This is a genomic window from Massilia sp. CF038, from assembly GCF_900129765.1.
GTDB lineage: Bacteria > Pseudomonadota > Gammaproteobacteria > Burkholderiales > Burkholderiaceae_D > Telluria_A.
Window position 1 is genome coordinate 1,142,960 of record NZ_FQWU01000001.1, and the last position, 25,010, is coordinate 1,167,969.

At 62.3% G+C, this 25,010-nt stretch carries 22 protein-coding genes; 15 read left to right on the forward strand and 7 right to left on the reverse strand.

Annotation, left to right across the window (positions count from 1 at the left end; genetic code table 11):
• Positions 1-17 precede the first annotated feature (17 nt).
• Both ribA and BUC24_RS05330 read right to left on the reverse strand, forming a co-directional pair.
• Positions 18-665 (reverse strand): GTP cyclohydrolase II, encoded by a 648-nt coding sequence (gene ribA / locus BUC24_RS05325; RefSeq protein WP_073213058.1) that lies wholly within the window; start codon positions 663-665, stop codon positions 18-20.
• Positions 666-748: 83 nt separating this feature from the next.
• The gene (locus BUC24_RS05330) at positions 749-1,450 is read right to left on the reverse strand and encodes a pirin family protein (protein WP_073213059.1); all 702 of its coding nucleotides are present in this window, start codon (positions 1,448-1,450) and stop codon (positions 749-751) included.
• Positions 1,451-1,579: 129 nt separating this feature from the next.
• On the opposite strand from BUC24_RS05330, the gene BUC24_RS05335 reads away from it, so the two are divergent.
• From BUC24_RS05335 to BUC24_RS05345, 3 genes are all read left to right on the forward strand, one after another.
• Positions 1,580-2,512, forward strand: coding sequence for a LysR family transcriptional regulator (locus tag BUC24_RS05335; RefSeq protein ID WP_073213060.1), 933 nt, complete (start codon positions 1,580-1,582; stop codon positions 2,510-2,512).
• Positions 2,513-2,600: 88 nt separating this feature from the next.
• Positions 2,601-3,602, forward strand: coding sequence for an EAL and HDOD domain-containing protein (locus tag BUC24_RS05340; protein WP_073213061.1), 1,002 nt, complete (start codon positions 2,601-2,603; stop codon positions 3,600-3,602).
• A gap of 144 nt (positions 3,603-3,746) precedes the next feature.
• A complete protein-coding gene (locus tag BUC24_RS05345) occupies positions 3,747-3,947 on the forward strand; it encodes a hypothetical protein (RefSeq protein WP_073213062.1) in 201 nt (66 codons plus the stop codon).
• A 6-nt stretch (positions 3,948-3,953) separates the two neighbouring features.
• On the opposite strand, the gene BUC24_RS05350 is transcribed toward BUC24_RS05345, so the two are convergent.
• Positions 3,954-4,820, reverse strand: coding sequence for an alpha/beta hydrolase (locus BUC24_RS05350; RefSeq protein ID WP_229448038.1), 867 nt, complete (start codon positions 4,818-4,820; stop codon positions 3,954-3,956).
• Positions 4,821-4,887: 67 nt separating this feature from the next.
• Positions 4,888-5,121 (reverse strand): DUF3820 family protein, encoded by a 234-nt coding sequence (locus BUC24_RS05355; protein ID WP_073213063.1) that lies wholly within the window; start codon positions 5,119-5,121, stop codon positions 4,888-4,890.
• Between the two features lie 40 nt (positions 5,122-5,161).
• Here BUC24_RS05355 and BUC24_RS05360 point away from each other — a divergent pair, with 40 nt between their 5' ends.
• The gene (locus tag BUC24_RS05360) at positions 5,162-5,563 is read left to right on the forward strand and encodes a GFA family protein (RefSeq protein WP_073214821.1); all 402 of its coding nucleotides are present in this window, start codon (positions 5,162-5,164) and stop codon (positions 5,561-5,563) included.
• 6 nt (positions 5,564-5,569) lie between these two features.
• Here BUC24_RS05360 and BUC24_RS05365 read toward each other — a convergent pair whose 3' ends face one another.
• Positions 5,570-6,643, reverse strand: coding sequence for an AI-2E family transporter (locus tag BUC24_RS05365; protein WP_073213064.1), 1,074 nt, complete (start codon positions 6,641-6,643; stop codon positions 5,570-5,572).
• A gap of 84 nt (positions 6,644-6,727) precedes the next feature.
• Complete coding sequence (gene rsgA / locus BUC24_RS05370) at positions 6,728-7,750, reverse strand: ribosome small subunit-dependent GTPase A (RefSeq protein WP_073213065.1); 1,023 nt, start codon at positions 7,748-7,750, stop codon at positions 6,728-6,730.
• Between the two features lie 301 nt (positions 7,751-8,051).
• On the opposite strand from rsgA, the gene BUC24_RS05375 reads away from it, so the two are divergent.
• The 11 genes from BUC24_RS05375 to BUC24_RS05425 all read left to right on the forward strand — a co-directional run bounded on the left by BUC24_RS05375 (position 8,052) and on the right by BUC24_RS05425 (position 24,206).
• A complete protein-coding gene (locus BUC24_RS05375) occupies positions 8,052-8,630 on the forward strand; it encodes a cysteine dioxygenase family protein (RefSeq protein WP_073213066.1) in 579 nt (192 codons plus the stop codon).
• 32 nt (positions 8,631-8,662) lie between these two features.
• Complete coding sequence (locus BUC24_RS05380) at positions 8,663-9,877, forward strand: NYN domain-containing protein (RefSeq protein WP_073213067.1); 1,215 nt, start codon at positions 8,663-8,665, stop codon at positions 9,875-9,877.
• A gap of 122 nt (positions 9,878-9,999) precedes the next feature.
• Entirely contained in the window at positions 10,000-10,425 is a 426-nt protein-coding gene (locus BUC24_RS05385; RefSeq protein ID WP_073213068.1) for a hypothetical protein, read from the forward strand.
• A 7-nt stretch (positions 10,426-10,432) separates the two neighbouring features.
• Positions 10,433-10,894 (forward strand): metallophosphoesterase family protein, encoded by a 462-nt coding sequence (locus BUC24_RS05390; RefSeq protein WP_073213069.1) that lies wholly within the window; start codon positions 10,433-10,435, stop codon positions 10,892-10,894.
• 40 nt (positions 10,895-10,934) lie between these two features.
• Positions 10,935-12,410, forward strand: a complete 1,476-nt coding sequence (locus BUC24_RS05395) for a sodium:solute symporter (RefSeq protein WP_073213070.1) — start codon at positions 10,935-10,937, stop codon at positions 12,408-12,410.
• Positions 12,411-12,461: 51 nt separating this feature from the next.
• Complete coding sequence (gene sppA / locus BUC24_RS05400; protein WP_073213071.1) at positions 12,462-14,318, forward strand: signal peptide peptidase SppA; 1,857 nt, start codon at positions 12,462-12,464, stop codon at positions 14,316-14,318.
• A 240-nt stretch (positions 14,319-14,558) separates the two neighbouring features.
• Positions 14,559-16,001: an efflux RND transporter periplasmic adaptor subunit gene (locus BUC24_RS05405; protein ID WP_083598719.1), complete on the forward strand. Its 1,443-nt coding sequence runs from the start codon at positions 14,559-14,561 to the stop codon at positions 15,999-16,001.
• The gene (locus BUC24_RS05410) at positions 15,998-19,096 is read left to right on the forward strand and encodes an efflux RND transporter permease subunit (RefSeq protein ID WP_073213072.1); all 3,099 of its coding nucleotides are present in this window, start codon (positions 15,998-16,000) and stop codon (positions 19,094-19,096) included. Before BUC24_RS05405 ends, BUC24_RS05410 begins: the two co-directional genes overlap by 4 nt.
• On the forward strand, positions 19,093-22,287 hold the full coding sequence (locus BUC24_RS05415) for an efflux RND transporter permease subunit (RefSeq protein ID WP_073213073.1): 3,195 nt from the start codon (positions 19,093-19,095) through the stop codon (positions 22,285-22,287). The genes BUC24_RS05410 and BUC24_RS05415 overlap by 4 nt, the downstream gene beginning before the upstream one ends.
• Before the next feature lie 13 nt (positions 22,288-22,300).
• On the forward strand, positions 22,301-23,686 hold the full coding sequence (locus BUC24_RS05420) for an efflux transporter outer membrane subunit (RefSeq protein WP_073213074.1): 1,386 nt from the start codon (positions 22,301-22,303) through the stop codon (positions 23,684-23,686).
• Between the two features lie 7 nt (positions 23,687-23,693).
• Positions 23,694-24,206, forward strand: coding sequence for an SET domain-containing protein (locus tag BUC24_RS05425; protein ID WP_073213075.1), 513 nt, complete (start codon positions 23,694-23,696; stop codon positions 24,204-24,206).
• Here BUC24_RS05425 and BUC24_RS05430 read toward each other — a convergent pair whose 3' ends face one another.
• Positions 24,207-25,007, reverse strand: coding sequence for a substrate-binding periplasmic protein (locus BUC24_RS05430; protein WP_073213076.1), 801 nt, complete (start codon positions 25,005-25,007; stop codon positions 24,207-24,209).
• Positions 25,008-25,010 lie beyond the last annotated feature (3 nt).

Genomic DNA, 25,010 nt, shown 5'->3' on the forward strand with positions numbered 1-25,010 from the left:
TACCGTATTTGCCGGATTTAGAGTTCGCCGTCCTGTGCGACGGTTTCGGCCAGCGGCTGCATCATGTGGCCCATCTTGGCTGCCTTGGTGTCAAGGTAGGCGGTATTGAAGGCGTTGCGGTTCACCAGCAGGGGCACGCGCTCGCTCACGCGCACGCCCAGCTTTTCCATGGCGTCAATCTTGCGCGGGTTGTTGGTCATCAGCTTCAGCGTCTTGATGCCGAACTGGGCAAACATGGGCTCGCACAAAGCGTAGTTGCGCGCATCGGCATGGAAGCCAAGCGCCAGGTTCGCTTCCACCGTGTCGGCGCCGGCTTCTTGCAAGCGGTAAGCGCGGATTTTGTTGACGAGGCCAATGCCACGGCCTTCCTGGCGCAAATACAGCAGGATCCCGCGGCCCTCGTCGGCAATCTTCTTGAGGGCGCCTTCGAGCTGGGCGCCACAATCGCAGCGTTGTGAAAACAACACGTCGCCCGTCAGGCATTCCGAATGCACGCGCGCCAGCACCGGCTCGCCATTGCCGATGTCGCCCAGCACCATGGCCAGGTGTTCCTTGCCCGTTGCGTGCTCGACAAAGGCGTGCAGCGTGAACTGGGCCCATGGGGTGGGCAGCAGGCAGGAGGTGGTGTAATCCAACAGGGCTTCTTCTTTGGGGACGGACGGCATGGCTTTGTTCTCGAAACTATTGCTGTAGCCGCAAGTGTAGCGGAAAACCCGGCCCCCCGTTGGGGACCGGGCTCTAAAACCGCTTAGTATGGCAGGTCGAAAACCAGCACTTCGGCCGCTTCCGCCTGGGCCAGCTGCACCCCGGACTCGCCCGTGATCTTGAGCGCATCGCCGCCACTCAGTGCGGTGCCATTGACGGTGACGCGGCCGCGAATCACGTGCACGTAGCCGCTACGGCCCTGGGCCAAGCTATGCTCGACTGCATCACCCGTGTTCAGCAGCGTGGCGTAGATGGCGGCATCCTGGTGGATGAGCACCGACCCGTCACGGCCGTCGGACGAGGCCACCAGGCGCAGCTGGCCTTGCTTGGTGTCCGGGGCGAAGTGTTTTTCCTCATAGCTGGGTGCAATCCCTTTGACATTGGGCTGGATCCAGATTTGCAGGAAATGCACTTGCTCGTTCTGCGAACCGTTGAACTCGCTGTGACGCACGCCGCTGCCGGCGCTCATGCGCTGCACGTCGCCATAGTGCAAGACCGAACCGGTGCCGATACTATCCTTGTGTTCAAGCGCCCCTTCCAGCACGTAGGAAATGATTTCCATATCGCGGTGGCCGTGGGTGCCAAAACCCTGGCCTGGCGCCACTTTGTCTTCATTAATGACCAGCAGAGGGCCAAAGCCAACGTGGCGCGGATCGTGGTATTCGCCGAACGAAAAGGTGTGCTTCGATTGCAACCAACCGTGGTTGGCGACGCCGCGTTCTTCGTTTTTCCGGATTTCGAGCATGTTTTTCTCCTGGTTGGTCTTAATGTGCAATAATTTCGAATCAGTTGTTTGAAGCGATGGAGCTAGTATAGGCCCCGTTTATTCGTTTGAAAAACGGAAAATATTGTCATCTATGATCGAATAAATCGAATGCTCAGACTCAGCCTGGAAGCCCTGCAAATCATTGACGCCATCGACCGGCGCGGTTCCTTCTCCAAGGCGGGGCAGGAACTGCATCGTGTCCCTTCCACCATTTCCTATATGGTGGGCAAACTGGAAGACGACTTGTCGGTCCAAGTCTTCGAACGCAATGGTCCGCGCGTTGTATTGACACCTGCCGGGCGCGAGCTGCTCAAGGAGGGGCGCTTTCTGCTCAAGGCCGCGCAAGATCTTGAACACCGGGTCAAGCGCGTGGCCTCCGGCTGGGAAACAGAGCTGACGATCGGCATGGACTCCATGTTTTCAATCACGGCCCTGGTACCCGACATGCGCGAGTTTTACGACATCGCCCGTCAGACCCGCCTGCGCGTGGTACAGGAAACCTTGTCCGGGCCGTGGGAAGCCTTGCTTGAGCGCCGTGTCGATCTGCTGGTCGGGGTAGCGGGGGACGGGCCGGCCGGTGGCGGTTACGTCGCGCGCAGTATTGGCGAATTGCCGTTCGTGTTTGCGGTGGCGCCCGACCACCCGCTGGCAGCCATGCCAGAGCCGCTCGGGCGCAGCCAGCTGCAGGACTATCGTGCCATCGTGGTGGCTGATTCGGCGCGCAACATGGCGCCGCGTACCGTGGGCTTGCTGTTCGGACAGGATGCGCTCACCGTGCCCGATATGCATGCCAAGCTCGCGCTGCAGGTAGCTGGCCTTGGCTTCGGTTTTTTGCCCGAGCCGGCAGCGCGCCGTGCCATTGCAGACGGCTTGCTGGTTGAAAAGCAGGTCGAGGAAAGGCGTGCGGCTGAAACGTTTTACGTGGCCTGGCGCAGCGGCGAGGAGGGGGCTGGCCTGAAATGGTGGCGCGATCGGATGCAGCGCCACGGCTTGCTCGACTGTCTGTGCGGCCACCTGCCGAGCGCAATTTTGCCTGACTGATAATTCGGTTGCGAAAACAACTGTTCTGTTGGCAAAAACCAATCCGTTCGAGGTAACATAGGGCAATAGGAATCTCTGCCGAGAAAACATGACGACAGCCTCGAGTTCACCGCCACTGGTCGTATTCCGCGTCCTTGCCGACCAGCGAGGCAAGCCTGCGGGCTTGCTGCTGGACGTGGGTCCGGGCGATGCCGAGCAGCTCATGCCGCTGTCCGGCTCGGAAGATTTCAGCGCCCTCAGCGACGAATTCACCGCCTATTACCGCGATGGTTTGTCACCCGTAATGGCCGATGCGCTCGAGCTGGCTGGCTGGAAACGCTTGCTCCCAGACGCGCTGCTGACCCAGGACGAACAGCTCGATACGGCCACCGTCACCGATGACGACGTGCTGATCGAAGGCGACTGGTACATGGCCGCGCCACCCAAGGCCACCGGCGCCCAGGCTGCTTCGCGCGCGCTGGCCTTGCAGCTGGCGCAACTGATTGCCTCCGACGCCCACACGCACGACATTGAAGCGCTGCTGCGCAAGGACCCGACCCTGTCGTATCACTTGCTACGGCTGGTCAATTCCCTGGGCATGGGGCATGGCCGCAAGATCACCAGTTTTTCCCAAGCCATATTGATTCTGGGCCGCCAGCAACTGCGGCGCTGGGTCAACCTGATGCTGTTTGCCGCGCGCCCGGGCGACCCCCGTTCGGCCATGTTGCTGGCGCGGGTGGCGGTGCGTGGCCGTCTGCTGGAACAGCTTGCTGCGGCACGCGGGCGCGACAAACACGGCCAGGATCAGGCTTTTCTGGCCGGGATGTTTTCCCTGCTGGGCGTGCTGTTCGGCATGCCGCTGGCCGAGGTACTGGCGCCCCTGACCATGAGCGATGAAGTCCACGATGCCGTGCTGCATTACAAAGGCGAACTGGGCGACATGCTGCGCCTGTGCGAAGCCATCGAGCTGGGCGACTTCGACTATCTGTCCGCCCGCCTGAGCACGCTGGACATCGACGAGGCCGAGTTCAACGATGCCCTGGTGGAATCGAACCACTGGATGCTGGGCGCCCTGCGCGGCAGCCAGGGCGAGCCGGGCGCTGCTGGCTGACTGTTCTAGCTCAATCAAATCAAGCCGTTTTCCCGCATTATTTCCTGCTTGTTCAGCCAGCACGGAAGGTGCCGTCGTGAAGCCGTTGCCGCAGGTCAGTGTCATCACCGCTTTTTTGCGGGAGGTCATCGCGCGGAGTGGCGCATGAAGCGCATGCGCTGCACCATCGTGATCCCGCGCGATGAGCGCCGCTCGCGCCGCGACCTGGCCGGCAAAGTCGCGGTGGGACTGGTCTCGCTTGAAACGCTCGGCGTCGAGGTGGCAACCTGGTACCTGCTCTCGCACGGCATTTCGCTGGATACGATTTTGCGCGTGATGACGATGCCAAACCGGCGCCGCCGCTGATTCTGCTCAGCGCAGCGGGGGCAGGGCCCACTTCAATCCGCGCGTCATGATCGGCGGCGCCACCGACAAGTGATCCTCATCGACGATCACTTTGCTGGTGGTGCGCAGACCGGGGTACTTGCGTGACTTGAGCAGCTTTTCAAACTGCTGCATGTCACCGACCATATCGTCCTTGCCCGTGCCGGTTTCGAGCGCGCCCACCGCAAAGAAAATCTGCGCCTTCAGATCCTTGTGCGCGGCCGCGTAGGCTTTTTCGCGCTCGAACATGATGCGCTTGCCGTACCACAGTGATGGACTGCCGAGAATATAGTGGCTGAACATGCCCGGTTCGCTGAACACGATGTGCAGGCCAAGCAGGCTCCCGTAGGAATGACCGGCAAAGATCTTGCGGCCCATGTCAGCGCGGTAGCGCTGCGCGATCAGAGGAAAAACAGTATCGCCAATAAAGCGGCGGTACTGTTCTACTTCGCCAAATTTGGGTGGCTTGCCTGGCATGTCGGAGGTCAGGCCGCTATCGAGCGACGGGGCGGGCGTATAGTCGCGCCGGCGGCTGTATTCAGGCGTATCGCCTTTGGCGTAGGACAGGCCGACCAGAATGAACTCTTCCAGCCCCCGTCCATGGGCGCCGACCCGCGCAGCCAGTGCCCGCGCCACCGGAAACGCGTAGTTCGCATCGGCGACAAACACCACGGGGTACGACTTGTTTGAGGTCTTGTATGACTCGGGCAAACTGATGAAAATCTGATAGTCGCGCTGCAGGTCTTTGGCGCTAACGTCGAGCACTTCCGTATCGTTCAGCTGGTACTGCGCGGGCGCTGGTGCGGCGCTGGCGCATAGTGCTGTCAGCATCAGGGTGCAAAAGATCAATTTCAATTGTGGTCTCCAAAAAGCAGAGGCCGCATTATCGGCGATGTCTCGCAAAGATGTTAAGTCTTAGATATTATTTCGGGGCGCGCTGCGACGATGTGGGCTTGAGCGGGTCGAGCAGGGCGCGCAAGTCGTTGTGATCGAGTTCGTACATAATAGCCAGCAGCTCGCCCAGTTCGCCGCGCGGAAAACCCTCGCGCGAGAACCAGGCCAGATAATTGCCGGGCAGGTCGGCGATCACTGTGCCTTTGTACTTCCCAAAAGGCATTTCGCGGACCAGCAGCAGTTGAAGGTGTTCGGGTTTCATGGGCCGACACTCTAACGTAAACGTGTCACGACGGGGCCACATGCTAAAAACTTACCACGGTAGTTGCCATTGCAAACAAGTGCGTTTTGAAGCGGACATTGATCTCGCCCAGGGATCGGTGCGCTGCAACTGTTCCATCTGCGCAAAGGGGCGGTACTGGCCGGCGCGGATTGCACCAGATGCGTTTCGTTTACTCAGCGGTGAGGAAGCTCTGTTGGGCTATCAGTTCGGCGCGCGCGTGGATCAGCACACGTTTTGCCGCCATTGCGGGATACGTCCGTTCAGTTTTGGCACCTCCCGCAAAATAGGCCAGTTCGTCAGCATCAACCTGTGCTGCCTCGATGACGCCAGCGACGCTGAGCTGGCCGCTACGCCCATCACCTATCTGAACGGGCGTGAGGATATCTGGGACGCGCCGCCGGCAGAAACGCGCCATCTTTAAGGAACGCTATTGTTCGCTCGGCGTCTTGACCTTGTCCCCCAGCACATCCTGCACATACAGCATGGTGACGACCACTGCCAGCACCGCCGTCAATGGCGTTGCCAGCGCCACGCCGGCCAGCCCGAACAGCGTGCCGAATAAAACCTGCATAACGATGGTCAGCGCCGGCGGCAGCGACACGGTTTTGTTCTCGATGAACGGCTGCAGCATGTAACCCTCAATCAGCTGGATGAGGCCGAACAGCCCGACCACGTACAGCGCCTGAGTCGGGCTGGTGGAGAACGCGATCAGCAAGGCGGGCACGCCCGCCATCAGCGGACCAAGGTAAGGAATGAAGTCGAGCAGGCCCGCAATAATGCCAAGGATGAGCGCCAGCGGCACACCCAGCAGCGCCAGGCCTGTGGCCGTGAGCGTGCCTACCAATACCATGGAGGCGAATTTCCCCATCAGCCATTTGGACAGGGTGCGGCCAATTTCGGACAGCACTTCACGCGCGCGTTCGCGCTTGTTGTGCGGCACCAGCAGCACGAAGCCATCGATATAAGTGTAGGGCGCGGCAGCGAAATAGATGCCCACGAAAATAATAATCAGTACATTGCCGAACGCACCCAGCACACCGCTGAAGAACAGGCCCGCGTTGGGCACCATGCGGCCCAGGTAGGCCAGCAGCTTCTCGTTTGATGGCACGCCACCCAGCAGGCGGCGCGCCAGGTCGTTCTGGTTAAGCGACTTGCGCAATTCTTCAATGGCATGCGGAATGGCCTCGGCCAGCTTGTCGGACTGATCGGCGATTTGCGGCGCCATCAGCCAGCCGCCTATCCCGATGATGGCCAGCAGCAAAGCCACTACCAGGGGCAGGGCGAACTTGCGGCGCAAATGCAATCGCTGTCTGATGGTGTCGCTCATCCCATACAACAGAATGGCAAACAAAATGCAGGCAAAGATCAGCAGCAGCGCATCGGCTGCGTACCAAAGCCCGGCCAGTACCAGCAGGAACAGCAACGCCATGCCGTCCATGAGCACCAGCCGATGCAGGAATTCACGTTTGCTGTCAGGGGCGTCGTTGCGCGGTTCGTTCATTGAGGCTCGATAGAAGGATGACACTTGGGTCCGATGGTGTAAATATAGCAATTCGGACCCAAATGCGGCGCACGCCCTGCAGTGCTAGCCGCGCTTGTCCTTCGAGCGTGCCCCAGCCGCGCGCATCAGCACCTTCCACTTGTTGCGTGCGGCGATGCGGTCGAGCGGTGTTTGCACCGCGCGCCGGCTCTCGCGCAGCAGCTTGTGGTAGTTGCGTAGCCGGTCGGGGTGGACCGCGCCGCGCACCGCGCAGCCAGGTTCCTCATCATGGCTGCAATCGCGGAACTGGCACTGCGCCGCCAGCGACTCGATGTCCTCGAAAGACGCGGCCAGAGCGTCTTCATTCAGGTCGGGCTGCAGGCTGCGCAGGCCGGGCGTATCGATGATGCAGGCGCCGTGGGCGCATTGGTGCAGCGAGCGCGCCGTCGTTGTGTGCCGCCCGCGGCTGTCGTCCTCGCGTACGCCGCCCGTGGCCTGGGCCGCGCCTGTCAGCGTATTGGTCAGCGTCGATTTGCCGGCGCCCGAGGAGCCCAGCAAGATCAGCGTCTGGCCCGCGCCCAGCCACGGCGCCAGTGCGGCGGTGCTGCCCGCATCAAGACCATTGACGGCCAGGATCGGCGTGCCGCGCGGGAGCCTGGCGTGCAGTTCATCGAGCTTGTGGGCGACGTCGCTGCCGATGTCGGATTTGGTCAGCACGATGACTGGTGCCACAGCGGCCGCTTGCACCAGCGCCAGGTAGCGCTCGAGCCGGCGCGGATTGAAGTCGTGGTCCAGGCCCATGACCAGTAGGGCAGTATCGATATTGCTGGCAATCGCCTGGGAGCGGCCTTCCGCCGTGCGGCGCGCCAGATGGTTGACGGGTTCGATGCGGGCGATGATGCGTCCTTCGTGCAAGACGGCCCAGTCGCCGGTTGCCAGTGCATCGGTCAGCAAAGGACGGGCGCTTGATTGGGTCTGGCCGTCATGCACATGCACGCGGTCGCGGTGAACTTCCGTGATGCGGACCAGGGCCGCGTTGGCTGGCAGGTCGGTCAGTGTGTGAAGCTGGCCGGCGATGGTCTGGGTGAAGCCGATGGTGCGAAGTGAAGCGAAATCGAAGTCGATCATGATGAGAGTGTGTTCCCGGATTCATTGCGCTCGCAAAGGGCGAGCAAAAGCAGCACGTAGCAACGTGCAGGCGATGGAATGGGGGAGGTCGGCGCGCGATCGGGCGCGCAGTCACACAGGGGTCTTGATCAGACTGGGTGGTGCGCGATCAGGCAGCCGACAGGAGGGCAATGGCATTCGTACGCATGGTGTGGTCTCCTGTGGAAGTGGGTGAAGGACGAAGCATCCCATGGCGCGCGCGCTGCGTCAAGACGCGCGTGCCCGCCATGAGCGCAACAATTGATAGTAGACTGGCTTCATTATGAGCCAGCCCGCCCGCCTGCATGACTTCATTACCGCCTTCACCCGCCTGATCGACACCGGGCCGGAGGAGGAACGCATCTTCAGCGAAGGTGGCGCGCTGCTGGCTGATCTGGTCGCGCATGACGACTGGCTGCCTGCGGCTTACGCCGGAACTGAGCCCGAACGCTACCAGCAATACCTGTTGTATTGCGATCCAACCGAGCGGTTTTGCGTGGTCAGCTTCGCCTGGGGACCGGGCCAGTCGACGCCCATTCACGACCATACGGTTTGGGGCATGGTGGGAGTGCTGCGCGGCGGCGAAGTGTGCGAAGAATTCGCCGGCACGCCGCTACGGCCAAGCTGTTCGCATCCGCTGGCGGCAGGCGCGGTCGATCTGGTGTCGCCGCGTGTGGGCGATGTGCACCGCGTCTCGAACGCGTTTTCCGACCGCGACAGCATCAGTATCCATGTGTATGGCGGCGACATCGGCAAGGTCCAGCGGCACGTGTTCGATCCGGTCACCGGCGCGGCCAGCAGCTTCGTGTCCGGTTACGCGAACGCTGGCGCACCCGCTCTGGTGCGTATAATCGACGCTTAGCCTGACACTTTCAACACCAGAGAACAAATCCAATGGCATCATCGAACGACAATATCAGCATGGCCGTGTTCTGCGATTTCGAGAACGTCGCCCTCGGCGTGCGCGACGCGAACTACGAAAAATTCGACATCAAACCGGTCCTGGAGCGCTTGCTCCTGAAGGGCAGCATCGTCGTCAAAAAGGCTTACTGCGACTGGGAGCGCTACAAGGGCTTCAAGGCTACCATGCACGAAGCGAACTTCGAACTGATCGAAATTCCGCACGTACGCCAGTCTGGTAAAAACTCGGCCGACATCCGTCTGGTGGTCGATGCACTCGATCTTTGCTACACCAAGTCGCATGTGAACACCTTCGTCATCATCAGTGGCGACTCCGACTTTTCGCCGCTGGTCTCCAAGCTGCGCGAAAACGCCAAGCAGGTGATTGGCGTGGGCGTCAAGCAGTCGACGTCCGATCTGCTGGTGGCCAACTGCGACGAATTCATTTTTTACGATGACCTGGTGCGTGAAGTCAAACGCGCAGCCGCCAAGCGCGACGAGCGCAAGCAACCGCCGGCGCGCAAGTCGCCTGACGAAGGCAACCGCCGCAAGGAAGAAATGGAAGCGCGCAAGGCGCAAGCCATTGAACTGGTGGTCGAAATGTTCGATGCGCTGGTGTCCGAGCGCGGCGACAGCGGAAAAATCTGGGCTTCGCTGCTGAAGGACACGCTCAAACGCCGCCGTCCCGATTTCAACGAGACCTATTACGGCTTCCGCACCTTTGGCAATCTGCTCGAAGAAGCGCAAAACCGCGGCATGCTCGAATTCGGCCGCGATGAAAAATCCGGTGCCTATGTCTATCGCAGCAGCGTACCGCACGCGGTCAATGCCCCGGTCAGCGAAGCGCCGGCTACCGAGGCAGCCGTGGCGGAAGCGGTGCAGGAAACCGCACCGGCCAAGTCGGAATCGCGCCGCCGCGGCGGACGCGGTGGCCGCAAGCAGGCCGAGACTGTGGAGGCGGTGACCGAAGTGCAGGCCATGCCTGAGCCGCAAATCCAGCCCGCCCCTGAGCCCGAAGCTGTGCCGCAGCCTGACCCTGAAGTGCAGGAAAAGCGCCGCGCGCCACGCGGCGGGCGCAAGACGGCGCCGAAGAAGGAAGCTGCCCCTGCTGAAGTTGTGGCGGAAGCGGAGCCAGCCCCGGCCCCAGTCCCGGCCCCAGCCAAAAAAGCGGCCCGTCCGCGCCGTCCGGCCAAGCCCAAGGCCGAATAAGCCGGCCATCGCGCTCGCCCTCGCAGCAGTCCGCGAGGGTGATGTTTGCTTGCTGCTGCACACACCCGGAAAATGGGGCACACTGATAACTTGATCCCCTTACCGGTCTCAAGGAGCTTGCCATGCGATTGTCCACCGTGTTTGCGCTGTCGCTGGCCTTGCTGGCGCCCGCTGCTGTTGCCGCGCCGCCCGCCAACGACCATCCCATCCTCGGTATCTGGCTGCTCTCGCTGCCGGACGGCAGTTGCGCCGAAATCTATCGCTTCCGTGGCGACGGCACCAGCTTTGTCACCAGCGCCGACGAAGTCTCCGAAAGCGAATTCAACATCCCGGCCAAGCCCGACGCCAGTGGCTTCTATAAATTGGAAGACCATATCGTCAAGGGCAATGGCAAAAAGGATTGCGGTGGCAGCGTCACCAAAATCGGTACGCGCGCCACGCATTTTGTGCAATTTCATCCGTCCGGCAGCCTGTTCGTCATGTGCATAAAGGAGTCGCTCGATGCCTGCATCGGCCCCTTCCTGCGCATGCCCGGCCGCGAATCGTAAGGCGCGCATGATACGCATCGGCGTTATTTCAGACACGCACGGAATGCTACGCCCACAGGCGCTGGCAGCACTGGCCGGGTGCGACCACATCATCCATGGCGGCGACATCGGCGGGCAGGACATCCTCGACCAGCTGGCCGCGCTGGCGCCGCTGACCGCCGTACGCGGCAACAACGATGGCGCGCCCTGGGCCGCCGCCGTTCCCCACAGCGCCCAGGTGCAGCTGGGCGGCCTGACGCTGCATGTCGTGCATGACATCGCCACCCTGGCCATCGACCCCGTGGCAGCCGGTGTCGATGTGGTCATCTACGGCCATTCCCACAAGCCACTGGCCGAACAGCGCGCCGGTGTGCTGTACCTCAATCCCGGCAGCGCCGGGCCGCGCCGCTTCAAGCTGCCGGTGTCGGTGGCCGAGCTGGTGCTCGATCAGGGGCCGCCCCAGGCGCGGATCATTGAACTGGCGGTATAGGGTATATTGCTGACCAATTGAATCATTGCATTGGGGCATTATGTCGGCGCTTGTGTTGTTTGCCATTCTTATCGCGTATTTCGCGCTCCTGGTGGGCGTTGCCTGGCTCACTTCCCGCCATGCCGACAACGAGAGCTTTTTTATCGGTAACAAGAGCAGCAACTGGATGCTGGTGGCCTTTGGTATGGTTGGCACCACGCTCTCGGGTGTGACCTTCATTAGCGTGCCCGGCGCCGTAGGGCGCGACGGTTTTGGCTACATGCAGATCTTGATTGGCTACGTGATCGGCTACATTGCCGTTGCCTTCATCTTGCTGCCGCTCTATTACCGCCTGCAACTGACCTCGATTTACCACTATCTCAATGTGCGCCTGGGGCAACGCGCCTACCAGAGCGGCGCCGCTTTCTTCATCTTGTCGCGCCTGCTGGGTGCAACGGCGCGGCTTTACCTGGTCGTTAATATTTTGCAGCTGATCATTCTCGATCGCCTGGGCATCCCGTTCTGGATCACCACGCTGATCATTCTGGGCATGATCCTGGTGTACACCTATCAGGGCGGGGTCAAGACCATCGTCTGGACCGACACCTTGCAGACGACGTGCATGCTGTTCGGCTTGATTGCCTGCGTGGCCTTCCTGCTCGGAAAGCTGGACCTGAGCGTGGGCCAGAGCCTGGCGCAAATGAGCGAGCGCGGCTTGTCGCGCGTATTTACTGTCGACCCGAACAGTCCCGGCTTTTGGCTCAAGCAAATCGTCGCGGGCATTTTTATCGTGATCACCATGACTGGTCTGGACCAGGAAATGATGCAGAAGACCATTTCCGTCAAGACGCTGCGGGACTCGCAAAAGAATCTGCTGACCCTGACCTTGATCCTGGTGCTGGTGCTGAGTCTGTTCATGTTCCTGGGCGGCTTGTTGCATCTGTATGCGCCGGTCGCCGGCGTCACAGCGACTGGCGACAAACTGTTCGCCGCCGTTGTGATGGAACAGTTGCCCGCCGCAGTGCAAATCATTTTCCTGGTGGCGCTCATTTCCGCCTTGTTTCCCAGCGCCGACGGCGCCATTACCGCGCTCACGTCGACTGTCTGCATCGATCTGCTGGGACTGCAGCGCCGGGTGGACCTGTCCGAACAGCAAAAGGTACGCTGGCGTCAGCGCGTGCACCTGGTCTTTGCCGGGCTGTTCCTGCTGCTGGTGCTGGCCTTCAAGGTGGCCGACAGCCCCAGCATGATTGCCGTCGTCCTCAAGTTGGCGGGCTACACCTATGGCCCCCTGCTAGGACTGTTTGCCTTTGGCATTTTGACCAAACGCAGCGTACGCGACCGTTGGGTGCCGCTGGTGGCCCTCGCCGGGCCAGTTTTATGCGCAATTCTTGATTTTAATCAGGGATTGCTCTTGGGCAGCTACCGCCTGGGCCTTGAACTGCTGATTCTTAATGGCATATTCGTGTTTGCAGGGCTGCTTGCGATCTCTCGTCCGCGTGAGCATTTTGACCACGTCCCGGGCGATTTCGCTTAGAGTGGTAAGGTTTTCGCTTTTCATCCTTTTTTTCTTTTCGCCGGAGTTTCGATGTCATTCAAACCCTTGTCCTTCTTGCGCCGTGGCTTTGGCATGTTCTGGGGCGCGCTGGACGCCACCCGCCGCACGGTTTTTAACCTGATTTTCCTGCTCTTCATCATCATTATCATCACTGCCATGTTCACTGGCGGACCAAAGCCGATCGCGCCCAACACCGCGCTGGTGATCGACCTGAAAGGCGAACTGGTCGAGCAGCACAGCGGCACTGTGCGCGATGCCTTCATGGCTGGCTTGAGTGGCGATAACCAGAAAAGCGTGCAATTGCGCGATCTTCTGACCGTGCTCGAAACGGCAGAGAAAGACAAGAACATCACCACCATCCTGCTGCGCCTCGATGACCTTGATGGCGCCGGCCTGGCCACCTTGCACGAAGCAGGCGCCGCGCTGGACCGGGTAAAGGCTGCCGGCAAGAAGGTAATTGCCTGGGGCGGGAATTACGACCAGAAGCGCTACCTGCTGGCTTCGCACGCCAACGAGGTGTATATGCATCCGATGGGCTTCGTGCTGATCGAAGGCTTCGGCCGCCACCGCAATTACTACCGCGACGCGCTGGACAAGCTGGGCGTGACGGTCAACCTGATGAAAGTCGGGGCCTACAAGAGCGCCGCCGAACCGTACATCAGCAACGGTCCATCGCCAGCCGCCTCGGAAGCGGAAGCCTATCTGTACAACGCGATGTGGGAAGGCTACACCACCGACGTCGAGAAAAACCGCAAACTGCCGGCTGGCAGCGTCATGAAAATGATCAATGAGCTGCCTAAATTGATGGAAGACGCCAAGGGCGATGTCGGCAAGGTGGCCATGGACAATAAACTGGTTGATGGCCTGAAAACGCTGGACGAAGTGCGTGCCATGCTGATCAAGCGCGGCGCCCTCGACGAAGAGAAAAAGACCTTCCGCCAGGTTGCCTTCAATGATTATCTGTCGCGCGTACATCCTAAAATGTTTGGCGACGCAATCGGTGTGGTGGTTGCCGCGGGCGAAATCACCGATGGCGTGGCTGCGCCCGGCGCCATTGGCGGCCAGTCCACCTCCGCCCTGATCCGTCAGGCACGCGAGGACGATAACATCAAGGCCATCGTGCTGCGCGTCGATTCGCCTGGCGGCAGCGCCTATGGATCGGAGCTGATCCGGCGCGAACTGGAGCTGACCCGCGCCGCCGGCAAGCCGGTCGTCGTTTCGATGGGCAATGTTGCCGCTTCGGGCGGGTACTGGATTTCCATGTCGTCCGACGAAGTGATTGCCGACCGCTCCACCGTCACTGGCTCGATCGGCGTGTTTTCGCTGATTCCAACTGCCGACAAGGTTGCTGACAAGCTGGGTATCCACACTGCCGGCCACACCACCACCTGGCTGGCGGGCGCCTACAATCCGCTGCGTCCGCTGGACCCACGCTTTGGTCAATTGATCCAGAGCAGCGTGAATCGCATTTACGGTGACTTCACCGGCAAGGCCGCGGTCGCACGCAAGACCACCCCGGAAAAGATCGACGAAGTCGGCCAGGGCCGCGTGTGGACCGGTACCCAGGCGAAAGAGCGTGGCCTGATCGATACCATTGGTAGCTACGGCGACGCCATCAAATCGGCTGCCAAGCGCGCCAAGCTGGGCAACAACTACCGTCTGGCGTATGTCGAACGCGAAGGCAATGCCTTTGAAAAGTTGCTGACCAAACTGGGGGCCACTTCGACCCAGATCATCAATGTCCAGGTCAAGCTGGGCATGCTGCCGGCAGGCTTGCCGCAAGGCGCAGTGGCCGATGTCACCAAAGAGCTGACGTGGCTCAACGATATGTCCGCTGGCCGTACCCCGTTCCAGGCGATTACGCACTGCATGTGCAGCGCGCCGTGAACGGTTTTGTAGCGAGTTTGTAACGGCTTGTAGCAGCTTCAGCAAGCCATCCTGACGGGCGCATGTGCATCATGCGCCCGTTTTCATTGGTACTTACGTGTGTGTCGCTGCTGCGCTGCAGCAGAATGCGGCTGCCGAGGCTGTCCTATGTAAACGTCTCTGTGCGCTATGAAACATATCGAACCCTGACCACATGCTAAAGTCAGACCGATATTCGTTGCAATCGAGACAAGGACAAGCATGGACGCCGTACTCACCTCCAAACCGCCGCGCAAGCCCCGCACCAAGATCATTGGCAGCATCATTGCTGTACTGGCGATGGTTGCGCTGGGCGGCGTGGCCTGGTACCTGACCCACCAACCCAAGGAAGCGGGACCGGGCATGCAGGGGGGGCCAGGCGGCGGCGGTCCAGGCGGCGGTCGCGGTGGGCGCGGGGGCGCCACCACGGTGGGCGTGGCCACCGCGGAAGTGGCCGACATTCCCGTCAGCCTCGATGCACTGGGCACCGTAACGGCGGCAGCCACCGCCACGGTGCGGCCGCAAGTATCGGGCATTTTGCAGAAAGTGCATTTCAGCGAAGGCCAGCTGGTCAAGGCAGGCCAGGTGCTGGCCACCATCGATCCGCGTCCGTTTGAGATGGCGCTGTTGCAAGCGTCTGGCCAGCGCCAGCGCGATGAAGCCCAGCTCGCCAGTGCGCGCGTCACGCTGGATCGTTTCAAAACTCTGCTGGAACAGGATTCCATCGCCCGCCAGGAAGTCGACACCCAGGCAGCGCTGGTCAAGCAGCTTGAAGGCACGGCCATGACAGACCGCGCGGCCGAAGGCATCGCCAAACTCAATCTGAGCTACACCCAGATCAAGGCGCCCATCACGGGGCGGGTCGGCTTGCGCGTGGTGGACATGGGCAACCTGGTCAACAGCGGCGACGCGGCCGGCATTGCCGTCATCACCCAGCTCTCGCCCATCGATGTCGAGTTCGCGGTGCCGCAAGACCGCGTGCCCGATTTGCAGGCCAGCCTGCGTGGCGGCGCTGCCTTGCCGGCCCAGGCGTATGACCGCACCCGCACCAACGCCCTGGCCACGGGTAAGTTCGCCGCGCTCGACAACCAGGTCGACGTCCAGACCGGCACCGTGCGCGCCAAGGCGCGCTTCGGCAACGATGACCAGGGCCTGTTCCCCAGCCAGTTTGTCAATCTGCGCCTGGAGCTGCGCACCATCAAGGATGCGGTCATGGTGCCGGTGACGGCCCTGCGCAACAGCAGCACGGGCGACTTTGTGTATGTGCTCAACGCGGCTGACCGTACGGTGGCGGTGCGCCCGGTTACGCGCGGCCAGGCCACGGTCGACAAGGTGCAGATCAAGACTGGACTGAAAGCGGGCGAACAAGTTATTACAGAAGGAGCGGACCGCCTCAAGGATGGCGCCAAGGTCACGCTGCCGGGCGACAAGCCGGCCGCGGGCGGCGGTGGCCGTCGCGGCGGGCGCAATGGGGCAGGGCGGGGCACGCCAGCCGAAGGTACGCCACCTGCCGCAGGTGGGGCTCCCGCAGCCGACGCAGCGCCAGCGGCGCCCGGTGCGGCTGCCCCTGCAGCCCCGGCAGCAGACGGTGAACGGCGCCGCCGCGGCGACGGCACTGGCGGCGAGCGCCCGCGCCGCCAGCGTGAAGGCGCGGAGCAGCAATGAGTCCGTCCACCCCCTTCATCCGGCGCCCGGTTGCCACGGCGCTGCTGATGCTGGCGATTGTGCTGGCGGGTCTGGTCGGGTTCAAGTTCCTGCCGCTGTCAGCGCTGCCGCAGGTCGATTTCCCAACCATTCAGGTGCAGACCTTGTATCCGGGCGCCAGTCCGGAAGTCATGGCGCGCACTGTGACGGCTCCGTTGGAGCGGCGCTTCGGCCAGATGGCGGGCTTGAACCGCATGAGTTCAACCAGTGCGGCTGGCGTGTCCATCGTCACCTTGCAGTTCGGCCTGGGCCAGACGCTGGACGTGGCCGAACAGGAAGTGCAGGCGGCCATCAACGCGGGCGGCTCGCTGCTGCCAACCGATTTGCCGGCCCCGCCGGTGTACGCCAAGGTCAACCCGGCTGACGCCCCGGTGCTGACGCTGGCCATTACCTCGGATACGCTACCGCTGACCGAAGTACAAAATCTGGTCAACACACGCCTGGCGCTCAAAATCAGCCAGGTATCGGGCGTGGGGCTGGTGACCCTCAGTGGCGGGCAGCGGCCAGCGGTGCGCATTCAGGCAGATACCGGTGCGCTGGCTTCCTACGGTCTGGGACTGGACACCCTGCGCACTGCCATTTCCGGCGCCAATGCCAACAGCGCCAAGGGTAACTTTGACGGCCCCGCGCGTTCCTACGCCATCAATGCCAACGACCAGCTGATGACGGTGCCCGAATACGAAAACCTGATCGTCGCTTACCGCAACGACGCGGCCGTGCGCCTGAAGGACGTGGCCAAAGTGGTCGACAGCGCGGAAAACGTCAAGCTGGGCGCCTGGGCCAATATGAAGCCCGCCATCATCCTGAACGTGCAGCGCCAGCCCGGCGCCAACGTGATCGCCACAGTCGACGCCATCAAGAAGCAGCTGCCCGAACTGGCCGAAGGCTTGCCGGCCTCGGTCAAGCTCGATGTGCTGTCCGACCGTACCACCGGCATTCGCGCCTCTGTCATGCACGTGGAGATCGAGTTGCTGCTGGCGGTGGCGCTGGTGGTGCTGGTGATTTTCGCTTTCCTGCACAGCATTCGCGCTACCGTGATTGCCAGCCTGGCCGTGCCCATCTCCCTGATCGGTACCTGTGGCGCCATGTACCTGCTGGGCTACAGCTTGAATAACCTGAGCCTGATGGCGCTGACGATTGCAACCGGCTTCGTGGTCGACGATGCGATCGTCATGATCGAAAACATCGCGCGCTACATCGAAAAGGGCGAGAAGCCCATGGACGCTGCGCTCAAGGGCGCTAGCCAGATCGGCTTTACCATCATCTCGCTCACGGTCTCGCTGATTGCGGTGCTGATTCCGCTGCTGTTCATGGGCGACGTGGTGGGGCGCCTGTTCCGCGAGTTTGCGATCACGCTTTCGATCACGATCCTGATTTCCGCGGTGGTCTCGCTTACGCTCGTGCCGATGATGTCGGCACGCTGGCTGCGCAGCCACGAAGACGAGCACCCTGGCGCACTGGCACAGCGCACCCAGGCCTTCTTCGACCGGGTGATCGGCCACTACGACCATGCGCTGGACTGGGTGCTGGCGCGCCAGGGCTTGACGCTGCTGGTCGCGCTGGCAACCCTGATCCTGACCGCGCTGCTGTATGTGTGGATTCCCAAAGGCTTGTTCCCGACCCAGGATACGGGCCAGCTGCAGGCGCGGGTGGAAATGCGGCAGGCGATTTCCTACGATCGCATGGCCGAACTGCAGCAGCAGGCTGCACGCGCCATCCTGGCCGATCCGGATGTCGCCTCCCTCAGCTCCAACGTGGGCGTGGACGCGGCCAACAACATGATGCTGCACACAGGCCGCATGCTGATCAACCTGAAGGAAAAGCGTTCCGGCAGCCAGGAAGACACCATGAACCGGTTGCGCCGCCGCGTGGCCGATATTGCCGGCGTCACGCTCTACCTGCAGCCAACCCAGGATCTCACCATTGATGCGGAGTCCGGGCCAACCCAGTACCGCGTGTCAATCGAAGGGGCCGACAACGCCACCGTCACCGAATGGGCGCTCAAGCTGGTCAAGCAGCTGCAATCGGAAAAGCAGGTGCGCAACGTGGTCACCGATGCTGGTGCCGTGGGCGCGGCAGCCATGGTCAGCATCGACCGCGACAGCGCCTCGCGCCTGTCCGTCACGGCGGCGTCGATTGACGATGCGCTCTACAGCGCTTATGGCCAGCGCATTGTCTCGACCATTTTCACCGAAACCAACCAGTACCGCGTGATTCTGGAAGCGCAGCGCGACGAGGCCATGTCGGTGGCTGCGCTGGGCCAGCTGCCCCTGAAAACCGGTTCCGGCAAAACCACGCCGCTAGCCGCCGTGGCTCAGGTGGTGGAGCAGGACGCGCCGCTGCAAATTACGCACGTGGCGCAGTATCCGGCCACCACCATCGGCTTTGACACTGCGCCCGGTGTTGCCCTGGGCCAGTCGGTGGACGCCATTCGCGCTGCCGCCAAAGCCATTGGCATGCCCGCGTCCGTCAGCATGAGCTTCCTGGGCGCAGCCGGCGCCTACGAAAATTCGCTGTCAAATCAGCTGTGGCTGATTCTGGCCGCGGTGGTGTGCGTGTACATCGTGCTTGGCGTGCTGTACGAGAGCTACATTCATCCGCTCACGATTCTGTCGACGCTGCCTTCGGCCGGGGTAGGGGCCTTGCTGGCGCTGATGATCAGCGGCCAGGATCTGGGTGTAATCGGCATCATTGGCATCATTCTCCTGATCGGCATCGTCAAGAAGAACGCGATCATGATGATCGACTTTGCCATCGAAGCGGAGCGCGAGCAGGGCATGGGCCCGCGCGAAGCCATTCAGCAAGCAGCGTTGCTGCGTTTCCGTCCGATTCTAATGACGACGCTGGCCGCCTTGTTTGCCGCCGTGCCGCTGATGCTCGGCTTTGGCGAAGGCGCCGAGTTGCGCCGTCCGCTCGGCCTGGCGATTTTTGGCGGCTTGATCGTCAGCCAGTTGCTGACCTTGTTCACAACACCCGTGATCTATCTGGGCTTTGACCGGCTGGCGCGGCGCTGGGGCCGACGCAGCGATGACGCGCCGCTCGGGGTGGCCAAGTGAATCTGTCCGAACCCTTTGTCCGGCGCCCGATCGCCACCGTGCTGCTGACCTTGGGCATTGCCCTCGCTGGCATTGGTGCCTTTTTCGTGCTGCCGGTATCGCCCCTGCCGCAGGTGGATTTTCCGACCATCTCGGTAAGCGCCTCGCTGCCTGGCGCCAGCCCGGACACCATGGCCACCAGCGTGGCCACGCCGCTGGAGCGGCGCCTGGGCGTCATTTCGGGTGTCAATGAAATGACCTCGAATAGCGGCAGCGGCTCGACCCGGGTCAGCCTGCAGTTCGATTTGAACCGCAAGATCGACTCGGCCGCACGCGAAGTGCAGGCCGCCATCAGCGCCGCCCGCAGCGACTTGCCGGCCACGCTCAAGAGCAATCCGACCTACCGCAAGGCCAATCCTTCGGACGCGCCTATCATCATTCTGGCGCTGACGTCGCCCACCAAGTCGCCCGGCCAGATTTACGAATCGGTGTCCAACCTGGTGCAGCAGAAGCTGGCCCAGGTCAAGGGCGTGGGCGACGTGGAAATTGGCGGCGGCTCGCTCCCCGCGGTCCGGATCGAGCTGCTGCCATATGCGCTGAACCGCTATGGCGTGTCGACCGAAGATGTACGCGCGGCGATTCAGGCCACCAACGCCAACCGTCCCAAGGGTGCGATCGAAGGCAATGGGATGCGTCTGCAAATTTACTCGCAGGCGGCAGGCACCAGCGCCGGGCGCAGCGCAGCTGATTATCGCGGGCTGATTGTCGCCTGGCGCAACGGCGCCGGCGTGCGCCTGGACGACGTGGCCGAAGTGATTGACGGCGTCGAAAACATCAATACCCTGGGCTTGTTCAACGGCGCCCCCGCGATTGTGGTACTGGTCACGCGCCAGCCCGGTGCCAACGTGATCGAAACGGTGGACGGCGTGCGCGCGCTGATTCCTTCACTGCAGGCGCAACTGCCCAAGGATATCAAGCTGGAAGTGGCTTCCGACAGCACCAATTCAATCCGCTCTTCGCTGCACGAAATCGAGTTCACGCTGATGATCTCGATCCTGCTGGTGGTGCTGGTGGTCAGCGTGTTCCTGCGCAGTGTGCGCGCGACCATCATTCCCACCGTGGCCACGGTGGTGTCGCTGCTGGGGACCTTCGGCGTCATGTACATGCTGGGCTTTAGCCTGAACAACCTGTCGCTCATGGCGCTCACGGTGGCCACCGGCTTTGTGGTGGACGACGCCATCGTGGTACTCGAAAACACCGCCCGCCACATCGAGCAGGGAATGGACCGCATGCAGGCCGCCCTGCTGGGCGCGCGCGAAGTGGGCTTTACGGTGCTGTCGATCAGTCTGTCGCTGGTGGCAGTGTTCATCCCGCTGCTGTTCATGGGCGGCCAGGTGGGCCGCCTGTTCCGCGAATTTGCGGTCACGCTGTCGGCGGCGGTCATGATCTCGCTGGTCATTTCGCTGACCACCACGCCCATGATGTGCGCCTGGCTGCTGAAACCCGGCACCACGCCCGAGCGCGCACCGGGCCGCCTGTCGCGCTGGGCCGAGCGGGGCTTTGACTGGATCCACAAAACCTATGAACATTCGCTGGACTGGGCGCTGGGCAGTGTGGCCCTGGTCATGGTGATTTTCTTCTTTGTGATCGGCCTGAATGTGTACCTGTTTGCCGCCGCGCCCAAGGGCTTCTTCCCGCAGCAGGATACGGGCCAGATCAATGGCGGCATCCGCGCCGACCAGAGCATCTCGTTCCAGGCCATGCAGGAAAAGCTCAAGCAACTGGTCGACATCATCCGCGCCGATCCCGCCGTGGCCACGGTGGTGGGCTTTACCGGCGGTTCGCGCGCCGGTGGCGGTTTCATGTTCATCAATCTGAAACCGGTAGCGGACCGCGACGTGGGCGGGCAGGCGGTGATTGCCCGTCTGCGCCCGCAACTGGCCCAGGTGACGGGCGTGTCCATGTTCCTGAACCCGGTGCAGGACTTGCGTATGGGCGGACGCCAGTCCAATTCCACCTATCAGTACACCCTGAAAAGCGACAAGCGCGAAGACCTCAAACTGTGGGCCGGCAAGCTGGCTGACGCCATGAAGCGCCAGGCACCGCTGGTTGATGTGGACACCGATCAGGCTGAAAACGGGGTCGAGATGTTCGTCCAGATTGACAAAGACAGTGCGGCCAGGCTGGGCATCAACCCGCGCGACGTTGACAATGCCTTGTACAACGCCTTCGGCCAGCGCCAGGTGGCCACCATCTACGATGAGCTCAATCAGTACAGCATCATCATGGGCGTGGCCAAGCGCTACTCGCAAACGCCGCAGGCGCTGTCGGACGTGTACGTGCCGTCTAGGGCCACCACCCAGGCCGCGCCGGCCAATCTGACGGCCGCGCGCGATCCGTCCAGCGGCCAGGCCCTGTCCGGCACGGCCACCACCATGGTGCCGCTGTCGGCGATTGCCCGCTTTGCCGAAAGCGCGACGCCAACCTCGGTCAATCACCAGGATGGCGAGCTGGCGACGACGATTTCGTTCAACCTGGCCGAAGGCAGCAACCTGGCCGACGGCAAGGCTGCTGTCAAACAGGCCGAAGCCGATATCGCGATGCCCACCAATGTGCGCGGCAGCTTCCAGGGCACGGCGCGTGCGGCGGAAGAGTCGAACAAGGAGCAGCCGCTGCTCATTCTCGCTGCCATCGTGGTCATCTACATTGTGCTTGGCGTGCTGTATGAAAGCCTGGTGCATCCGATTACGGTGTTGTCGACCTTGCCTTCGGCAGGAGTGGGTGCGGTGCTGGCGCTGCTGCTGTTTAAGATGGACTTCTCGATCATTGCCTTGATCGGGGTCTTCCTGCTAATCGGGATCGTCAAGAAAAACGCAATTCTGATCATCGACTTTGCACTTGAAGCTGAACGCACGCGCGGCCTGACCGCGCTGGAAGCAGTGCGCGAGGCTTGCCTGCTGCGCTTCCGGCCGATCCTGATGACCACCCTGGCCGCCGCGCTGGGTGCCTTGCCGCTGGCGATCGGCTTTGGCGAAGGCTCCGAGCTGCGCCGCCCGCTGGGCGTGGCCATCATTGGTGGCCTGATCGCCAGCCAGCTGCTCACCCTTCTGACCACGCCGGTGGTGTATGTGGTGATGGACAAGCTGCGCCGCCGCGGACCGGCCGAACGCGAACTTGGTCACCACAGCGACCATGCGGTATCACCCAGTTAACCCGAAAGCTGACATGCGTATTCTGACACTGACCCCATTGCTGGCTGCCCTCGTCGTTTCGGGCTGCGCCGTTGGTCCCACCTACCAGGTACCGGCCACACCCGAACCTGTCGCCTTCAAAGAGGCCGCTGGGTGGGTCGCTGCGGCCCCCGCCGATACACTCGAACACGGCCCGTGGTGGACCTTGTTTAACGATCCCTTGCTCAATCAACTGGTCGAGCAAGTCGAGGTATCGAACCAGAACGTGGCTGCCGCCGTCGCCTCCTACGCTCAGGCGCGCGCCCTGGTGCAGGAGCAGCGCGCCTCGCTGTTCCCCAGCGTGGGATTGAATGCCAGCGGGGAGCGCTCCGGCGGGCGCAATGCCGATGCCGAAACCAGTTATCGCGCCAATATCGGCGCCAGCTGGGAACCGGATATCTGGGGCCGCCTGCGCGCAGGCGTCAGTAGTGCGGGGGCCAGTGCTGCGGCCAGCCAGGCCGATCTGGCGGCGGCGCGCCTGTCCGCCCAGGGCGAGCTGGCCGTCAATTACTTCTCGCTGCGCGAGGCAGATGCCGCCCGCGCCTTGCTGGCCACCACCATCGAGGGTTACGAGCGGGTGCAGCAAATTACCCGCAACCGTTTTGACGCCGGCATTGCGGGCAAGTCTGATGTGCTGCAAGCTGAAACCCAGCTGGCCAACGCCCGGGTCGACGAGCTGAGCCTGGTGCGCCAGCGCGCCCAGCTTGAGCATGCCATTGCCGTCTTGATCGGCAAGGCGCCAGCCGATTTTGCGCTGGCCCCCGCTCAATGGCGGGCCGATGTGCCCGACATTCCTGTCGGTGTACCGTCGGTATTGCTGCAGCGCCGGCCCGATATCGCTTCCGCGGAGCGGCGCGTGGCAGCGGCCAATGCGCAAATCGGTATTGCGCGCTCAGCCTATTATCCCAACATCGGTCTGTCCGGTTCGGTGGGGACGGGCGGCAGACGCGTGAGCGACTTGTTCAGCGCCTCCAACTTGCTGTGGTCGCTGGGCACCAGCGTGGCGCAGTCGCTGTTCAATGCCGGCGCCACCCGCGCTAACGTCGCGGGAGCCGAGGCCCAGCACCAGGCCGCCGTGGCGCGCTACCGTCAGACTGTACTGACGGCCTTCGGCGATGTCGAAAACCAGCTGAGCGCAACACGCACGCTGGCGCAGCAGCAAGCCTTGCGCCAGCAAGCGTCATTGGCCGCAGACCAGGCGGAAGCGCAAATGCTCAACCGCTACAAGGCGGGGCAGGTCAGTTACACCGAAGTGGTGCAGGCCCAGGCCACGGCGCTGTCGGCACGGCGCGCGCTGGTGCAGTTGCAGGCGGACCGGCAGACCACCGCGGTCGCTTTGATTCAATCGTTAGGCGGAGGATGGCAAGCTTCAGTAAAATAGCGTCACCATGACCAAAAAATCCCCGACCCCCGCTTCCGTCCCCCTCGATCCGGTCCCTTTCGAGGTGCGCCGGTCCGCCATCCACGGCAACGGCGTGTTTGCCAACCGGCATATCAATGCAGGTGACTGCATCACCGAATACCTGGGCGAACACATCACGTCCGACGAGTCCGCCATTCGGGCGGAGCAGGGCGGCGGTCCGGTCAACCACACCTTCTTCTTTTCTCTGGCCGACGGCAATGTGATCGACGGTGGCAGCGGCGGCAACGACGCCCGCTTCATCAACCACGCCTGCGAGCCGAACTGCGAAGCCTACGAGGAAGAGGGCCGCGTTTTCATCTATGCGCTGCAAGATATCGAGGCGGGCGAAGAGCTCAATTACAACTACGCCCTCATTTACGAAGAGCGCCACACGCCAGCCGTTAAAAAACTGTTTGAATGCCGCTGCGGCGCGCCTTCCTGCACCGGCACCATGCTGGCGCCGAAAAAGCGCAAGTCGCGCGCCGCGGCCAAGGGCTGATCAGCGCGCGTTCTCGGCGCCGGCCTGCTGCACCAGCTTGCCGTAGTCGCGGCTGTTGCGTGCTTCTTCCACGGCCTTGCCGATGCGCTGTGCCAGAGCCGGGTTCGCTCGCACGAGCCGTTGGGAAAGAATGAGGAAGTAGGGCTTTTCCAGCAAGGGCTTGGGCAGCATCTCCAGCTCAGCGGCAAACGGGCCGGCCATCATGCCCGCTGCTTCACTGTCGAACACCGCCGCGCCTGCCAGGCGGCCGGTAATGAGCTTGCGCGCCACGCTGTCGCTGCTGTCCTTGCTCTCGTCAACCGGGACCTGTTGCGCACGCAGCATGTCACCCACCGAGTAGCCGAGCTGAAAGCCGATCTTGCCATCGACATGGTCAAAGCGCGTGCCGTCCCAGTCGATGTTGCTGCCTTTTTTGCGCATCAGGTAATAGCGCGCCATGTGCATGCGCTGTTGCGGATCGGGCTGCCCGACTCCCGGAAAGACGCCGAAGGCCAGCCGGTCCGGACTGAAACTGACGCTGAAGGCGCCGTCCACCTCGTTTGCCTGCAACTTGGCCAGGCAACGTTTCCATGGCAGGGGCACATAGCGAAACTTCAGGCCCACGCTCGTTTCCACCCGCTTGAGAAGGTCGAAGTTCAGGCCGTGCAAGTCCAGACTGCGCCAGGGCAGCACTTCACGGTTTTCGAAGCACAGCGTCAGCTTGTCGGCGGCCTGCGCCGGTGCCAACGGCGCCAGAGCCAGACTGGCGACCAGAACATGTCCGCCTGCGAAGCGGGATAACAGGGCCTTGAAGCGTGCCATTCG

Excerpts from the sequence above, each read along its gene's own strand:
- BUC24_RS05365 (WP_073213064.1), bottom strand. The coding sequence starts at position 6,643 with ATGAACGAACCGCGCAACGACGCCCCTGACAGCAAACGTGAATTCCTG.
- BUC24_RS05375 (WP_073213066.1), top strand. The coding sequence starts at position 8,052 with ATGAGCCAGCCCGCCCGCCTGCATGACTTCATTACCGCCTTCACCCGC.
- BUC24_RS05420 (WP_073213074.1), top strand. The coding sequence starts at position 22,301 with ATGCGTATTCTGACACTGACCCCATTGCTGGCTGCCCTCGTCGTTTCG.
- BUC24_RS05410 (WP_073213072.1), top strand. The coding sequence starts at position 15,998 with ATGAGTCCGTCCACCCCCTTCATCCGGCGCCCGGTTGCCACGGCGCTG.
- BUC24_RS05345 (WP_073213062.1), top strand. The coding sequence starts at position 3,747 with ATGAAGCGCATGCGCTGCACCATCGTGATCCCGCGCGATGAGCGCCGC.
- rsgA (WP_073213065.1), bottom strand. The coding sequence starts at position 7,750 with ATGATCGACTTCGATTTCGCTTCACTTCGCACCATCGGCTTCACCCAG.
- BUC24_RS05355 (WP_073213063.1), bottom strand. The coding sequence starts at position 5,121 with ATGAAACCCGAACACCTTCAACTGCTGCTGGTCCGCGAAATGCCTTTT.
- BUC24_RS05380 (WP_073213067.1), top strand. The coding sequence starts at position 8,663 with ATGGCATCATCGAACGACAATATCAGCATGGCCGTGTTCTGCGATTTC.
- BUC24_RS05340 (WP_073213061.1), top strand. The coding sequence starts at position 2,601 with ATGACGACAGCCTCGAGTTCACCGCCACTGGTCGTATTCCGCGTCCTT.
- BUC24_RS05405 (WP_083598719.1), top strand. The coding sequence starts at position 14,559 with ATGGACGCCGTACTCACCTCCAAACCGCCGCGCAAGCCCCGCACCAAG.
- ribA (WP_073213058.1), bottom strand. The coding sequence starts at position 665 with ATGCCGTCCGTCCCCAAAGAAGAAGCCCTGTTGGATTACACCACCTCC.
- BUC24_RS05395 (WP_073213070.1), top strand. The coding sequence starts at position 10,935 with ATGTCGGCGCTTGTGTTGTTTGCCATTCTTATCGCGTATTTCGCGCTC.
- sppA (WP_073213071.1), top strand. The coding sequence starts at position 12,462 with ATGTCATTCAAACCCTTGTCCTTCTTGCGCCGTGGCTTTGGCATGTTC.
- BUC24_RS05425 (WP_073213075.1), top strand. The coding sequence starts at position 23,694 with ATGACCAAAAAATCCCCGACCCCCGCTTCCGTCCCCCTCGATCCGGTC.
- BUC24_RS05360 (WP_073214821.1), top strand. The coding sequence starts at position 5,162 with ATGCTAAAAACTTACCACGGTAGTTGCCATTGCAAACAAGTGCGTTTT.
- BUC24_RS05385 (WP_073213068.1), top strand. The coding sequence starts at position 10,000 with ATGCGATTGTCCACCGTGTTTGCGCTGTCGCTGGCCTTGCTGGCGCCC.
- BUC24_RS05430 (WP_073213076.1), bottom strand. The coding sequence starts at position 25,007 with ATGGCACGCTTCAAGGCCCTGTTATCCCGCTTCGCAGGCGGACATGTT.
- BUC24_RS05390 (WP_073213069.1), top strand. The coding sequence starts at position 10,433 with ATGATACGCATCGGCGTTATTTCAGACACGCACGGAATGCTACGCCCA.
- BUC24_RS05330 (WP_073213059.1), bottom strand. The coding sequence starts at position 1,450 with ATGCTCGAAATCCGGAAAAACGAAGAACGCGGCGTCGCCAACCACGGT.
- BUC24_RS05335 (WP_073213060.1), top strand. The coding sequence starts at position 1,580 with ATGCTCAGACTCAGCCTGGAAGCCCTGCAAATCATTGACGCCATCGAC.